Origin of the sequence: Flintibacter hominis, from assembly GCF_014287965.1 — a bacterium.
Lineage (GTDB): Bacteria > Bacillota > Clostridia > Oscillospirales > Oscillospiraceae > Lawsonibacter > Lawsonibacter aceti.
The window spans coordinates 69,536-82,567 of sequence record NZ_JACOPO010000006.1 but is presented as its reverse complement, the minus strand read 5'-3'; the positions used below and the strand labels follow the sequence as shown (position 1 = coordinate 82,567).

Below are 13,032 nucleotides of genomic sequence, written 5' to 3'. Positions count from 1 at the left end.
TACTATGCTTAGAGAGAAACGGCCAATTAGAAGTTATCATGGAGAGGTGTTTCGGACAAATAGAACAAATAAGAAGCACCTATCAGTAGATTTTAGGCATCGTTGTGCCTACTATGATGATTTAGATGAATATGGTGGAGGGTATCGCGTATATCATGTCGAGCACTTTGCTCCTAAAGAAAAATTCCCTGAATTACGGTATGATTATGATAACTTACTCTATGCTTGTCCGTGGTGCAACCGGGCAAAATGGGATATCTGGCCAAGCGATAATTCAAAGATAAATGTTGTAGGGCCTGAAGGGTTTATTGATCCATGTACTGAAGAATATGATAAGCATCTCATACGGCTTCCAGACGGATCAATATCAGGAATCACACCTCTTGGTAAATATATGAAGAAGACTCTTCAATTGTACTTAAAACGTCACGAGATTATACATAATTTGGACAAACTCAAACGAAAAAGAGATGAGCTCGAAGCCAGTATTGATAAGGACAAACTTCAAGGTAAAGAATGTAGAAAAAAAGAAGCCGCTCTACAGTTAATTACGGACAATTTTTTCAAATACTTTGATTTGTGGGAAAAGGTTTCCCAGGAAACAGCTTAATTTTTGAAGGCATGATGACCACCCCAGGGTATCATGTCGTAGCTCGAGTTCAGAACACTAATAGACCACAGAGTAATATACTGTGCAGAATCAAACATCTTCTGGTTTTCACCAGAGAATGTATTGAGGTCGGAAATCGGAGTTCCTATTTTAGAGATTGGGAAAACAGATACAGTTTTGCTGTCTATTTTGAAGGTTCACATATAGGTTCCTCAACTTTCGATTGTAGCAATTGTCTGTACTGCAATTTTGATTCAATTTCCTCATCGACCAGGGACAGACCTTCAAACTCAACAGATGCAGAAGATGCAGAAACCGACATGTATCTCTGCTGCAAAGCGACTGAAAATTGTGCGAACATATGATCCTTGCGAATCCCTATTGAATATGCTATCATTATATACAACGCTGTCAGGTGTTGGGATTAGCCTTGGCGGCACGAATGTATAAACCAAATGCTCTGCCGCATGGCAGAGCATTTTTGCTTGTCTGTATAGTCTGCTCATAAGGTGTACTATTTCAAATGTTTTGATGGGTATGGAGCACACCGGAACCTGGGGGTACCAGTATGATAAATCAATTTCTTACGAATTATACAGAAACCACCTTTTTGGAGAAACTCAAGGACAATCTGCGTCGGTGCAGTTCCTTTTGCTTTTCGGTCAGTTTTATTAAAAAAGCTGGCCTGGTTTTGTTATTCAAAGATTTAGAGGCTGCTGTGGAGCGAGGGTGTACAGGTCGTATCATTACTTCCACCTATCAAAACTTCACGGATCTTGAGTCACTGAAAAGTTTTTTCTCGCTTATGGGGCGTTGTTCCAATTTCCAGTGCCATCTGGGTTATGAATGTTTTCATGATTCAGGCTATGCCACGCTTGGTTACCATTCCAAGGGGTATCTATTTGAGTTTAACGACCACCGAGAGGTCATTGTGGGCTCCTCAAATTATTACCCGGTATGCCCTGCTGAAGAATATTGAGTGGGATGTAGTGGTGCAGGATGATGATGTATACGGACAAGCCCTGGCGGAATTTGAGGACAAGTGGAACGCTACTCATCTGCTGAATTCAGAAATTCTAAATCTGTATGCTAACAAGCTAAATTTTGCAATTGAGCGGTGGGATATGGATTACGACCTGTCAGCTGCGCTTGTAAAGCCTAACTTTATGCAACGCAAGGCTCTGAAAGAGTTGAATCGATACCGGGCAGTGGGTACCAATCGAGCACTGGTGGTTGCGGCGGCAGGCAGTGGTAAAACATATTTGGCAGCCTTTGACGCACTGAATTTTAACCCCAAGCGCCTGCTCTATGTGGTGCATGAGGGGTCTATTCTGAAAAAATCGCTGGAAACATTCCAGGATGTATTTGGCAGCGCCGTGTCCTACGGCATATATAGTGGAACCAGTAAGGAATCTGATGCAGACTTTGTCTTTGCTACGAATATTACCATGTGCAAGACGCTGGAGCTCTTTCGTAAGGACGAATTTGACTACATCATCATCGATGAATGTCACCACGCTACGGCTGAAACCTACAAGAAAATCATTGCTTATTTTGAGCCGGAGTTTTTGCTCGGACTCACCGCTACGCCGGAGCGGATGGACAACCAGGATGTTTTTGAGCTGTTTGATAAGAATGTACCCTATGAACTGCGGCTTCGAGATGCGATTGTCAACAATCTGGTGGTCCCATTCAAATACTTATAGCCTGACTGCCAAAGAAGAGCGGCGCTTAATCGCACAGATGGCCAATGATGAGCATTGTGAATTTATTGCGAAACAAATCGAAGCTCATTGTCCTCAAGGCAAGCTGAAGGCACTTGCCTTTTGCCGCAATGTCACCCATGCCCGTATGATGAGTGAAGTGATGGGGGAACGATATCATACTGCCTACCTAACAGGGCGGAATGACATTGGTGAACGAATCCGTGCCTATAATGATCTGCAAAGTGACAGCGCCTCGCTGGAAATTCTTTTTACCGTGGACATTCTCAATGAAGGTGTGGATATTCCCGGCGTAAATATGGTTCTCTTTTTACGCCCCACCGAATCCTCCACCATTTTTATTCAACAGCTTGGCCGTGGTTTGCGAAAGTATGATAACAAACCCTATGTAACAGTGCTGGACTTTATCGGAAACAGCTATAAACGTAGTGTGCAGATTGCATTTGCACTGTCCTCTTTGGCAGAAAACTTTGTTGTGGAGAAGCGCTTGATGGCCTCCCTAGTGCGGGATGATTTTGTAGCACTCGGGCTTTCTGAGTACGGTGTAGAGATACGCATTGATGATCTGAGTAAAGAAGAAATTTTGGACTTTATTGACCAGGAGAACTTCAATGCCATCAAGTACCTGAAGCAGGACTATTTTAACTTCAAAAAGTATATGAGCTCCGAATTTTACCCGTGGCACATGGACTATCTGAATAATGACTGCGCCCCGGATTTAATCCGCTTCATGAGTATCAAAATTGGCGGCAAAAAGACGGGCTGTTATTACAATTTCCTGACAGGGATCGGAGAAGAACATCTGCCGGTATTTACCGAAGAACAGACGGCGTTCATTGGATACCTTTCGGGCCTGCTCCCTCTGGTGCGCCCCCATGAGTTTGAAATCGTCCGCTGCCTCATGAACGGTACCGGCAGGATAGAAGAACTCGATCAGGAATTGTCGGAAAAGATTCCTGGTTACAGAAAAGAGCAGCTGGAACACGCTTTGCAGTTTTTGAAGGTTGTCACCAGAGGCAACGATACTCTGTCTCTTTGCATCAAATTGGATGATTAGTTGCAGGAGTATGTGGATGACCTCCTGACCTATGGTATCACCCGCTATTATGCCGACAACGGGGAGGAGACTGGCTTCAAACTGTGGCAGAACTACCGTATGGATCAGGTGAAGCTGCTGAAAAATCCCGGCTATACAGCCGTTGGGACCTACTACTACGATGACTATGGAGTAATCTTTGCTTCTTTGAAAAAGGATTTGCCGGAAGCAGATAAACTTAACTATAAAGATAAATTTTTGCAACCAGACGTATTTCAGTGGGAATCTATGGCGCATCTTCCCGTGTCTGATTTAGCAAAGCTAAGGGCCAGCAGTTATGCCCATTTGTTTATTGGAAAGGTATCCAGTGAAAACGGCATCGTTCTACCATTCACCTATGTAGGAAAAGGGACGCTACATAATTGCCGTAAAACAGAAACCGGGAATGGCACCTACCTATTTGATGTGGTAATGGAGCATAGTCTGCCGGATTATTTGCAATATGATTTTGGGCTGACGAAATGATGGAACAACTTGAAATTATTCGTTCTAAACGACGGACAATTGCGATTGAAATTAAAAAAGATTTACGTATTGTTGTCCGAGTACCGCTGGAGATGAAGGACAATGATATTCAGCGGTTTGTGATGGAAAAGCAACGATGGATTGAGAAACATCTGCAAATTATAAAGAAGCGTAACGAAGAAAAAGAAACTCCGTTTACAGTGGAAGAAATTCACGCCCTGGCTGATGCTGCCTTGAAGGATCTCCCACAGCGTGTGGCAAAGTATGCTCCTATTGTTGGTGTGACAGTGGGCAGGATTACCATCCGCAATCAACGAAGCCGGTGGGGCTCCTGCTCTGCCAAGGGCAATTTGAACTTCAACTGTCTGTTGATGCTCTGCCCAGAAGAAGTACGGGACTATGTGGTGGTGCATGAGCTATGTCACCGGAAAGAGCTGAACCATTCCCCGGCGTTTTGGACGCTGGTGGAATGCGTATTGCCTGGGTACAAAGAACAATATCACTGGTTAAAAGAAAATGGAAGCAAGATTATCAGGAGGCTTGAACCATGACAGAGGTAGTAGCGGCCCTGATTTGGGATGAAAACAAGTTTATGATATGCCAGCGCCCAGCACATAAGGCAAGAGGTTTGCTGTGGGAGTTTGTAGGGGGTAAGGTGGAGCCCGGAGAAACAAAAGAGCAGGCGCTCATTCGGGAATGCCAGGAGGAACTGGCTGTCACGCTGGATGTGGGCGAAGTATTTATGGATGTCATCCATAAATATCCGGATTTGACGGTCCACCTGACGCTGCTTCATGCGACTATCCGGGAGGGTATCCCTCAGAAATTGGAGCACAATGACATCCGCTGGATTACGGTGGATGAAATCGATCAGTATGCATTTTGCCCTGCGGATGAGGAAATTTTGAGGAGGCTAAAGGATGCCTATTAAAGCTTATCATAAACTGGTACGGGATCGTATTCCGGAGATCATCGAAGCTGATGGGAAAACCTGCGTCTGTGAAACGCTCTCTGACGAGGACTACATAACTCTCCTGGACAAGAAATTGAACGAGGAACTGGCGGAGTATCAGGAGAGCAAGTCCCTGGAAGAGCTGGCCGACCTTCTGGAAGTCATGCAGGAGGTCGTGAAGGCCCGCGGCTGGACGCTGGAAGAACTGGAGCAGGTGCGGGCGGACAAGGCCGCCAAACGGGGCGGGTTTGAGAAGAAAATCCTGCTGAGAGAAGTATTGGAGAATTAAAATGCCGAACACGAAATGGTCTGAGCTTTCTCATCTGCAGTTGGGGCGATATGCGGAGTACTATGCAAAGATGGAATTTGCTTCCTACGGATACGATGTCTATACCTCCGAAGTGGATGACCATGGCGTAGACTTTGTGGCGAGAAACCCCATGGATGGCCAATATTATGAAGTTCAAGTCAAGGCCGTCCGTAATCTGGACTATGTTTATATCCGAAAAGATAAAATGGTTCTTTCTCCCACTCGGCTGGTGTATCTGCTTCTGTTTTCAGACGGAGCGCTGCCTGATTGCTATGTGATTCCGTCTCAGGTGTGGAATCACTGCAGCGCACTGTTTGTTGAGCGGAACTATGATAAACCTGGGCAGAAAAGCGCGCCGGAATGGGGAATCAATCTGTCCAAGAAAAATTTACCCCTTCTTGACCCGTACAAAGAAGCGTCCTATTTTCATGATGCAAAGCTGAGGTGATCTCCATGCCTACCTACCGCTCCGCCTCCGGCAGCAGTGCCGAGGATCTGTTCATTGAACTGTTCTCCGACACTTTTGGTGCTGAGAAAGCCAGCTACCTCTACTCCCAATATCCCTTCTCCGACATCTACCAGAACAGCCGATTTGCCGACTTTCTGATTGAAAACGGCGGGCGGAAGGTGGCCATCGAGATTGACGATGAGGCCTCTCACAACCCGAAACTGGTCTCCCAGAACAAATTTTACGATGACCTGCTCAAGCAGAACAGCATGATCTATCTGGGCTGGGACGTGTACCGCTGGGCGGTGCGGCAGATGCAGCAGCAGCCGGAGACCGTCAAGGACGAGTTGCGAGTATTCCTGGGCCAACACCCCAATTTCAAGGAGATCGAGGACTACCTCCCCACCCAGCGGGGCAAGTCCCTGGACGGCTCCCAGCTTGAGCTGAAGGAGCACCAGAAGCAGGCCTTGGCAGCCCTGGAGGAGATGCGCTGCAATTTCGAGACCATCGCCCTCCTCTATCACGCTACCGGCACTGGGAAAACGGTGACCGCTGTCATGGACGCCAAGCGGTTTGGAAAGCGGACGTTGTTCCTGGCTCACACGGTGGAACTGGTGGATCAGGCCGCCAAGACCTTCCGGGAACTGTGGCCGGGGGGCACTGTAGGCTGTTATGTTGAGAGCTGCAAAGAGAAGGACGCTTTTGTGGTCTGCGGCAGCATCCAGAGCGTGGCATTGAATCTGGAGCGGTTCAAACCGGATGACTTCGGCTACATCATCGTAGACGAGGCACACCATGCCTCCGCCGATACATATCAGAAGGTCTTGTCCTACTTCGCGCCGGAATTTACTCTTGGTCTGACCGCCACGCCGGAGCGGGCCGACGATAAGAACATCCTGGACATCTTCAAGAACACCGCCCACAAGCTGGATATCCAGACCGCCGTGGAGATCGGCGAGCTGGTTCCGGTGCGGTGCATCCGCATCCACACCAACATCGACTTGACCAAGGTACGGTTCAACAGCGTTCAGTACAACATCCGGGATCTGGAGAGCAAGATTTATGTGCCGGAGCGCAATCAGCTCATTGTGGACACCTGGCTCCAGTATGTGAGGGACAAGCGGACAGTGATCTTCTGCGCCTCCGTCAAGCACGCCCAAGAGATTGCCGAGCGGCTCCACGATGCCGGTGTGGTAGCCGAGGCGGTGTCCGGAGAGATCAAGGCCAGCGACCGCAGGGAGATATTGGCTCAGTTTGAAAAGGGCGAGGTCAAGGTGTTGTGTGCCTGCAATCTGCTCAACGAGGGCTGGGACTGCCCGGCTACGGAAGTGCTGTTTATGGCCCGACCTACCATGTCCAAGGTGCTCTATACCCAGCAGCTGGGCCGCGGCATGCGGTTGTCCCCCGGCAAGGAGAGCCTGATGGTGTTTGATTTCGTGGACAACGCCAGCCAGTACAACATGCCCTACTCCATGCACCGGCTGTTCCGGCTGAAAGAGTACAAGCCCGGCGCCCTGGTGCTGGGCACCAAACGGCAGAAAACCGCCGAGCAGGGGCTTTATGACAAGGGAGAACGCCCGGACGCTCTTATCGACTGGCCGGTGGATGCCCTGGACTACGAGCTGGTAGACATCTTCAACTGGCAGGAGGAAGCCGTCGGCATGATCTCCCAGATGGAGTTCGTCCGCCGGGTGGACGTGCAGACGGAGACCATCGAGCGGTATGTCCGGGATGGCCTGCTGGTACCGGATCTGGTGGTGCCCATGAGTGAGCACCGGACTTTCAAATACTTCAAAGAGGAGACGCTCCAGAAGTATGCGAAACAGTACGGCTGGACGCTCATCGACGACTCCAACCGCAAGGATCTGTTTCTGGACATGGTGCGGCAGATGGATATGAGCTATTCCTACAAACCGGTACTGTTGAAGGCGGTGCTCCAGTTTGCCGACGACAAGGGCCGGGTGAAACTTAGCGATATCGTCACCTACTTCCGAGAATTTTATGAGGCCCGCAGAGCGGCTGGGCTGGTGGCGGAAAAGGCCAACAGTATTTTCGCCAAGGGCGGCTATACAGATGCCCAGGCCCAGCGGAATATCCTGTCCAACCCCTTCAAGCGGTTCGAGGATATGCAGATGCTCCACCATACCAAGACCCTGGGCGTGATCCAAGTGGACGAGTCCGTCTGGAAGAAGCTGACCCGAGAGGAAAAACAGGAGATCGAGCGGGTGTGCGATGAGAAACTGGAAGACTACTATCGGCGGTTCAGACCCGGGGCAACGGGATAACTTATGTTGGGAGGGCGCACGATGGAGAGCAAAGAGCATTTGATCCTGATTAACGGTCAGGACAAGACCGACTCCGTTGCCAGCTTCCGCTTTCAGGACGGTATGTGCGAGGTGGTCTTTGCCGGCTCCCCCAAGGTCTACCGCTACCACAGTGACAAGGTGCAGGTGCTGGCGGTGCAGCGGCGGATCGACCCGGCCGAGCTGGTGGTCGTGGTGCGGGGCGAGGTCTTTTCGCAGATAGAGGAAATTCTGGACTTCGGCCCCTACTATCGCCTCCTCCGCCCGGAGAAGAAGCCCCTTACTTACCCCAAAGACCAGGTGGAGCTCCAACAGAACTGCCTGTCCGACAAAAAGCAGAAGGGAATCTTTGACTACTTCAGGGAGACGGCGATGGCGGTCAGCCTGGTGGCGGAAAACGGCCAGAACATTTTGCAGATGCAGTATGAGCGCTGCAAAACGGTCCGTGAGACTACCGTGCTGTCCTGCTATCTGAACCGGGATAAAAAACCGGTGGAGTGTACCCCGCCGGAGACCATCATCTACCCCTTCGGCCTGAACCAGAGCCAGAAAACAGCGGTGGAGAACGCCCTGTCCGCTCAGGTCAGCATCATTCAGGGGCCGCCGGGCACCGGTAAGACCCAGACCATCCTGAACATCATCGCCAATGTGGTCCGAGCGAGCCAGACGGTGGCGGTGGTCTCCAACAACAACTCTGCCACCCTCAATGTGGCGGAGAAGCTGGAGAAGAAGGGCTTGGGATTCCTGACGGCCTTTCTGGGGAGCCAGACCAATAAGGAACGCTTTCTGGAGGGGCAGACCGGCCAGTATCCCGATATGGGGGCATGGGAGCTGGAGCCGGAGGAACAGGCGGCGCTGGATCAGCAGGTCACGGCCTTGTCCAAAGAGCTCAGTGAGATGCTCAACGCCAAAAACCGTATCGCCGCCATCGAGCAGGAGCTGCTGGAGCTGAGGCCGGAGCAGCACTATTTCGGCGAATACTACGCCACATATGGGCAAATGCCCTTGGAGCCGCTGAAGGGTCTCTCCAGCCGGAAGATCTTATCCCTCTGGCTGGAGTATGAGCAACACACGGAGCGGAAGCGCAGGTTGGGCCTGCTGCAAAAGCTCTCCATCCTGTTCCGTTTCAAGCGGGCCGCACTGGAGCTGTTCCTCCAGCGGCCAGAGCTGGTGATTCCCTATCTCCAGCAGCAGTTTTACGAGGTCCGGCGGCAGGAACTGATCCAGGAGCGCACACATCTGGAGCAGAAGCTGACCAACTACGCCTTCGATGACAAAATGGCGGAACTGACAGAGCAGTCCCTGCGGCTGTTCCGAGGCGAGGCAAGCCGGGCCTATCCCTGGCGGAAGGCCCGCCGCCGCTTTACGCTGAAGGACTTCCGGGGCTGCCCTGCGGACTTCAACCGGGAGTACCCGGTGGTTCTCAGCACCACCTATTCCATCAAGGGCACCCTGAGCCTGGACCATGTCTACGACTATCTCATCGTGGACGAGGCCTCCCAGGTGGATCTGGCCACAGGGGTACTAGCCTCTTCCTGCGCCAAGAACATCGTCATTGTGGGCGACCTCCAGCAGCTCCCCAATGTGCTGGACGGCGATGATCTCCGAACCAGCGAGGCGGTCTGGGCCCGGTACGATCTGCCGGAGGTCTACCACTTCTCCGCCCACAGCCTGCTGTCCTCTGCCCTGGCCGCATGGCCGGAGGTCCCCACCGTCCTCCTGCGGGAACACTACCGCTGCCATCCCAAGATTATCAATTTCTGCAACCAGAAATTCTACGGCGGCAAGCTCATCGTCATGACGGAGGACAGCGGAGAGCCGGATGTTCTGACCATGATCCAGACCGCCCCGGGCAACCACGCCCGAGGGCACCTGAACCAGCGGGAGATCGACGTCATCCGGGCAGAGGTCCTGCCCCGCCTTCGGGACAAGGGCTATGAGAGTGTGGGCATCATCACGCCATACAAGGACCAGGTGGCGGCAATCCAACAGCAGTTGGGCGGCCTGGAGGTGGCCACCGTCCACAAGTTCCAGGGCCGGGAGAAGGACGCCATCGTCCTGACCTCGGTGGACAATGTGATCGGGGAATTTGTGGACGACCCCCGGATGTTGAATGTGGCGGTGTCCCGGGCGGTGAAGTCCCTGACCGTGGTTACCTCCCAGGCCCCCCGCAACGACGGGACCAACTACGGAGACCTGGCCCGGTACATCCAGTACAACAACTGCGCCGTGGTGGAGAGCGCGGTCTACTCGGTTTTCGACCTGCTCTACCAGAGCTACGGCCAGCAGCGGCGGGAATTCCTGCAAAAGCACCGGCGGATTTCGGAGTACGACTCGGAGAATCTCCTCTACACCGTCATCGAGGAGGTCCTCCAGATGCCGGAGTTTTTCTCTGTGGCCTGCGCGGCCCATGTGGCGCTGGTCAACCTGGTGAAGGACTATACTGGCCTCATCCCGGAGGAGGCCGCCTACGCCCGGAACCCGCTGACCCATGTAGACTTCCTGCTCTTCCGTCGGATGGACAAGTCGCCCCTGCTGGCGGTGGAGGTGGACGGCACCGCATTCCACGCCCCGGGCTCCCGGCAGGCGGAGAGGGACCAGAAAAAGGACCGGATTTTCCAGGCCTGCGGCATCCCCCTCCTGCGCCTGCGGACGGACGGGAGCGGGGAGAAGGCCAAAATCCAGCAGGGGCTGCGGGCGGCGCTGTCGCCGGGTGATTGAAGAATACGCAGAGAGGAGGAAACCCATGATGAGCCTATCTTCCTCCGACCGGAACCGGGACACACTGGGCATGGACGAGTTCTTTGCCTTCGATGGCGACCCCGACCGAGTGGAGCGGGTGACGGTGGACTATCACCATGCGTGCCGGACCAGGGCAAAAGCCCCCAATTCGGACGATGTGGTACACAGGGACTGGTCCCTGACGGAGCGGCTGGTGGTGGACCGGGCCTCCCGCACAGCGGAGTACCTTCAGGACAGCAGTGCCGGCTTTACCTTCTCCCAGAAGCTGCAATCGGGAGATGTGGCCGAGTTGCTGGACGCCCTGGAGCCGGATGTGATCTTCGGCGAGATCGAGGGGAACCCGGAGGATGTGGTGGATGACCCCTTGGATACCCGGGGCTATACCATCACCGTGGACTTCAGGCACCGGCCGCAGCGCATCCTCCGGGGGAGCTATGACAAAAAGGCCCTGCCGGGGAGCTGGGGAGAATTTGTAAGTGAGCTGTCATTTCTATTTGAAATCCATGGAATGGGGGAACTGTTAGACCCCGCCGTCTACGGAAGGGCACGGCGCCGCACCTCGGACCTGATGTACTGCGCTGTGGAATTTGAGGAGGACGGCAGGCGGTATTACTACATCTCCGATGATGAAGAGATCGCCGTGGGCGACTTTGTTTTGGTCCCGGCGGGGAAGGAAAACCGCCGCTCAGTGGCAAAGGTGGTGGAGATAGGGTTTTACCCGGAGGATCAGGTGCCCTTCCCCGTGGAGAGGACCAAATATATCCTGGAGAAGCTCTCTGAGCCGGAGGATTGGGATGAGGAGCGGCTGGATGAGGGGACGAAGCGCTCCTGTCACAGCAGGAGCAGAAGGGAGTTGGCTTCTGACGCCCTGATCCCTCGGGCTCTCCTGGAGAGCGTAGACTACGAAAACTCGGCCATAGAACTGGACACGCCCTTTGGGAAGATCCGGGTCAAACTGGACGGCAAACCGATTTGCTTTCCCTATGAGGTGCATGAACCGAGCGAGGGGCCCTTCCCCGATGTAGATGGCACATATCGCATAGGAGTGGAAGTGCAGCAGGATGGGAAATACCACTCTCTGAAACTGGAGCTGTCAGGGGAGGGTGCGCCAGGGGAACTTGAACCGGGTGAGATGCTGGAGGCACTGTCGTTTTACCGCAATGGCGGGAAAATCACCCTGGGCTGCTATGCGGCTTTTGGCGAGATGGAAGAGTACGGGCTTGACTTTGATGGACAGTGGGACGATAACGGAATTGAAGTCTTAATTTTCCCATCTACAAGGACCCATACCTACCGGTTTGGCGTCTGCTGGATCAATACATGCACGGAGGAAACAGATGTCCAGACCTGGTTTGGAGCAGACCCATCTATCTGAGGTTTGCTGCGGGATAACAGATTAGAATATGGAAGGAGAGGAGCTCCTGTGAACATCATCTGCTTCGGCGACTCCAACACCTACGGCTACGACCCGCGGAGCTACCTCGGCGTGCGGTACGATGCGGACAATCGCTGGGTGGACATCCGGGCGGCGGAGACCGGGTGGGCGGTGCGCAACCTGGGGGAGAACGGCCGGGGGATTCCGGCAAAGGCCCCGGACTTTCCGACGGACACCAATCTGCTGATTGTGATGCTGGGCACCAACGACATGCTCCAGGGCCGCAGCCCGGAGGAGACCGTCCAGCGTATGGAAAGTTTCCTCTCTGGCCTGACTCTGGCGCGGGACAGGGTGCTGCTCATTGACCCGCCGCCCATGGCCCTGGGTGCCTGGGTGCCAGAGGAACGACTCATCGAAAACTCCCGTACCTTCGCCCAGCTCTGCAAAGAACTGGCGGAGCGCATGGGCGTCCGCTTTGCCGACGCCGGGGCCTGGGGCGTCTCCCTGGCCTATGACGGCGTCCACTTCACCGAGGCGGGCCACCGGGCCTTCGCCGCCGGGCTTCTGGAGGTGCTGAGATGAAACGAATTTCCCCTTTTCTGCTTTCGTTCATACTGCTGACCGGCTACGGCGGAGGTGAAAGCGACACCTCCTACCAGCAGATCGATCAGGAGACCGCCAAGGAGATAATGGACACGCAAGAGGTCATCGTCCTGGACGTGCGAGAGCAGGACGCGTATGACAGCGGCCACATCCCCGGAGCGGTGTTGCTGCCAGTGGGCTCGATTGATGAGGACACCACCGCTGCGGTCATTCCAGAAAAAGACGATACGGTCCTGGTCTACTGCCGTAGCGGAAACCGGAGCAGGACGGCTTCCGAGGCTCTGGCGGACCTGGGCTATACCGGCATCTACGAGTTCGGCGGCATAACACTTGGCCCTACGACACGGAGCCGTGAGTGCTTAAAAACTATATCGCCATAGTCAAAGAGGTGAAGAAAAGTTTTT

At 53.3% G+C, this 13,032-nt stretch carries 13 protein-coding genes; all 13 read left to right on the top strand.

All coding sequences use genetic code 11. From position 1 onward, the window contains the following. Positions 1–4 precede the first annotated feature (4 nt). The gene (locus tag H8S11_RS10005) at positions 5–610 is read left to right on the top strand and encodes an HNH endonuclease family protein (RefSeq protein WP_186853031.1); all 606 of its coding nucleotides are present in this window, start codon (positions 5–7) and stop codon (positions 608–610) included. Between the two features lie 842 nt (positions 611–1,452). Then, positions 1,453–2,316, top strand: a complete 864-nt coding sequence (locus tag H8S11_RS10000) for a DEAD/DEAH box helicase family protein (protein ID WP_186853030.1) — start codon at positions 1,453–1,455, stop codon at positions 2,314–2,316. Positions 2,317–2,353: 37 nt separating this feature from the next. After that, positions 2,354–3,391, top strand: coding sequence for a helicase-related protein (locus tag H8S11_RS09995; RefSeq protein ID WP_186853029.1), 1,038 nt, complete (start codon positions 2,354–2,356; stop codon positions 3,389–3,391). 12 nt (positions 3,392–3,403) lie between these two features. After that, positions 3,404–3,895, top strand: coding sequence for a DUF3427 domain-containing protein (locus H8S11_RS09990; RefSeq protein ID WP_186853028.1), 492 nt, complete (start codon positions 3,404–3,406; stop codon positions 3,893–3,895). Continuing rightward, positions 3,892–4,446 carry a M48 family metallopeptidase gene (locus H8S11_RS09985; RefSeq protein WP_366461104.1) on the top strand — a complete coding sequence of 185 codons (555 nt, stop codon included), beginning with the start codon at positions 3,892–3,894 and terminating at the stop codon, positions 4,444–4,446. Before H8S11_RS09990 ends, H8S11_RS09985 begins: the two co-directional genes overlap by 4 nt. Beyond that, positions 4,443–4,826: a (deoxy)nucleoside triphosphate pyrophosphohydrolase gene (locus H8S11_RS09980; protein ID WP_186853027.1), complete on the top strand. Its 384-nt coding sequence runs from the start codon at positions 4,443–4,445 to the stop codon at positions 4,824–4,826. Before H8S11_RS09985 ends, H8S11_RS09980 begins: the two co-directional genes overlap by 4 nt. After that, positions 4,816–5,136, top strand: a complete 321-nt coding sequence (locus H8S11_RS09975; RefSeq protein ID WP_186853026.1) for a nucleoside triphosphate pyrophosphohydrolase — start codon at positions 4,816–4,818, stop codon at positions 5,134–5,136. Before H8S11_RS09980 ends, H8S11_RS09975 begins: the two co-directional genes overlap by 11 nt. Before the next feature lies 1 nt (position 5,137). Continuing rightward, the gene (locus H8S11_RS09970) at positions 5,138–5,605 is read left to right on the top strand and encodes a DUF4365 domain-containing protein (RefSeq protein ID WP_186853025.1); all 468 of its coding nucleotides are present in this window, start codon (positions 5,138–5,140) and stop codon (positions 5,603–5,605) included. A 5-nt stretch (positions 5,606–5,610) separates the two neighbouring features. Further along, positions 5,611–7,890 (top strand): DEAD/DEAH box helicase, encoded by a 2,280-nt coding sequence (locus tag H8S11_RS09965; RefSeq protein WP_186853024.1) that lies wholly within the window; start codon positions 5,611–5,613, stop codon positions 7,888–7,890. 21 nt (positions 7,891–7,911) lie between these two features. Then, on the top strand, positions 7,912–10,629 hold the full coding sequence (locus H8S11_RS09960; protein WP_186853023.1) for an AAA domain-containing protein: 2,718 nt from the start codon (positions 7,912–7,914) through the stop codon (positions 10,627–10,629). Positions 10,630–10,654: 25 nt separating this feature from the next. After that, positions 10,655–12,025, top strand: coding sequence for a hypothetical protein (locus H8S11_RS09955; protein WP_186853022.1), 1,371 nt, complete (start codon positions 10,655–10,657; stop codon positions 12,023–12,025). A 48-nt stretch (positions 12,026–12,073) separates the two neighbouring features. After that, a complete protein-coding gene (locus H8S11_RS09950) occupies positions 12,074–12,607 on the top strand; it encodes a GDSL-type esterase/lipase family protein (RefSeq protein ID WP_186853021.1) in 534 nt (177 codons plus the stop codon). After that, entirely contained in the window at positions 12,604–13,008 is a 405-nt protein-coding gene (locus H8S11_RS09945; protein WP_186853020.1) for a rhodanese-like domain-containing protein, read from the top strand. Before H8S11_RS09950 ends, H8S11_RS09945 begins: the two co-directional genes overlap by 4 nt. The last annotated feature ends 24 nt before the right edge of the window (positions 13,009–13,032 follow it).

Bases quoted from the DNA above. Each gene is read 5' to 3' on its own strand.
- H8S11_RS10005 (WP_186853031.1), top strand. From the start codon at position 5: ATGCTTAGAGAGAAACGGCCAATTAGAAGTTATCATGGAGAGGTGTTT.
- H8S11_RS10000 (WP_186853030.1), top strand. From the start codon at position 1,453: ATGAATGTTTTCATGATTCAGGCTATGCCACGCTTGGTTACCATTCCA.
- H8S11_RS09995 (WP_186853029.1), top strand. From the start codon at position 2,354: ATGGCCAATGATGAGCATTGTGAATTTATTGCGAAACAAATCGAAGCT.
- H8S11_RS09985 (WP_366461104.1), top strand. From the start codon at position 3,892: ATGATGGAACAACTTGAAATTATTCGTTCTAAACGACGGACAATTGCG.
- H8S11_RS09980 (WP_186853027.1), top strand. From the start codon at position 4,443: ATGACAGAGGTAGTAGCGGCCCTGATTTGGGATGAAAACAAGTTTATG.
- H8S11_RS09975 (WP_186853026.1), top strand. From the start codon at position 4,816: ATGCCTATTAAAGCTTATCATAAACTGGTACGGGATCGTATTCCGGAG.
- H8S11_RS09970 (WP_186853025.1), top strand. From the start codon at position 5,138: ATGCCGAACACGAAATGGTCTGAGCTTTCTCATCTGCAGTTGGGGCGA.
- H8S11_RS09965 (WP_186853024.1), top strand. From the start codon at position 5,611: ATGCCTACCTACCGCTCCGCCTCCGGCAGCAGTGCCGAGGATCTGTTC.
- H8S11_RS09960 (WP_186853023.1), top strand. From the start codon at position 7,912: ATGGAGAGCAAAGAGCATTTGATCCTGATTAACGGTCAGGACAAGACC.
- H8S11_RS09955 (WP_186853022.1), top strand. From the start codon at position 10,655: ATGATGAGCCTATCTTCCTCCGACCGGAACCGGGACACACTGGGCATG.
- H8S11_RS09945 (WP_186853020.1), top strand. From the start codon at position 12,604: ATGAAACGAATTTCCCCTTTTCTGCTTTCGTTCATACTGCTGACCGGC.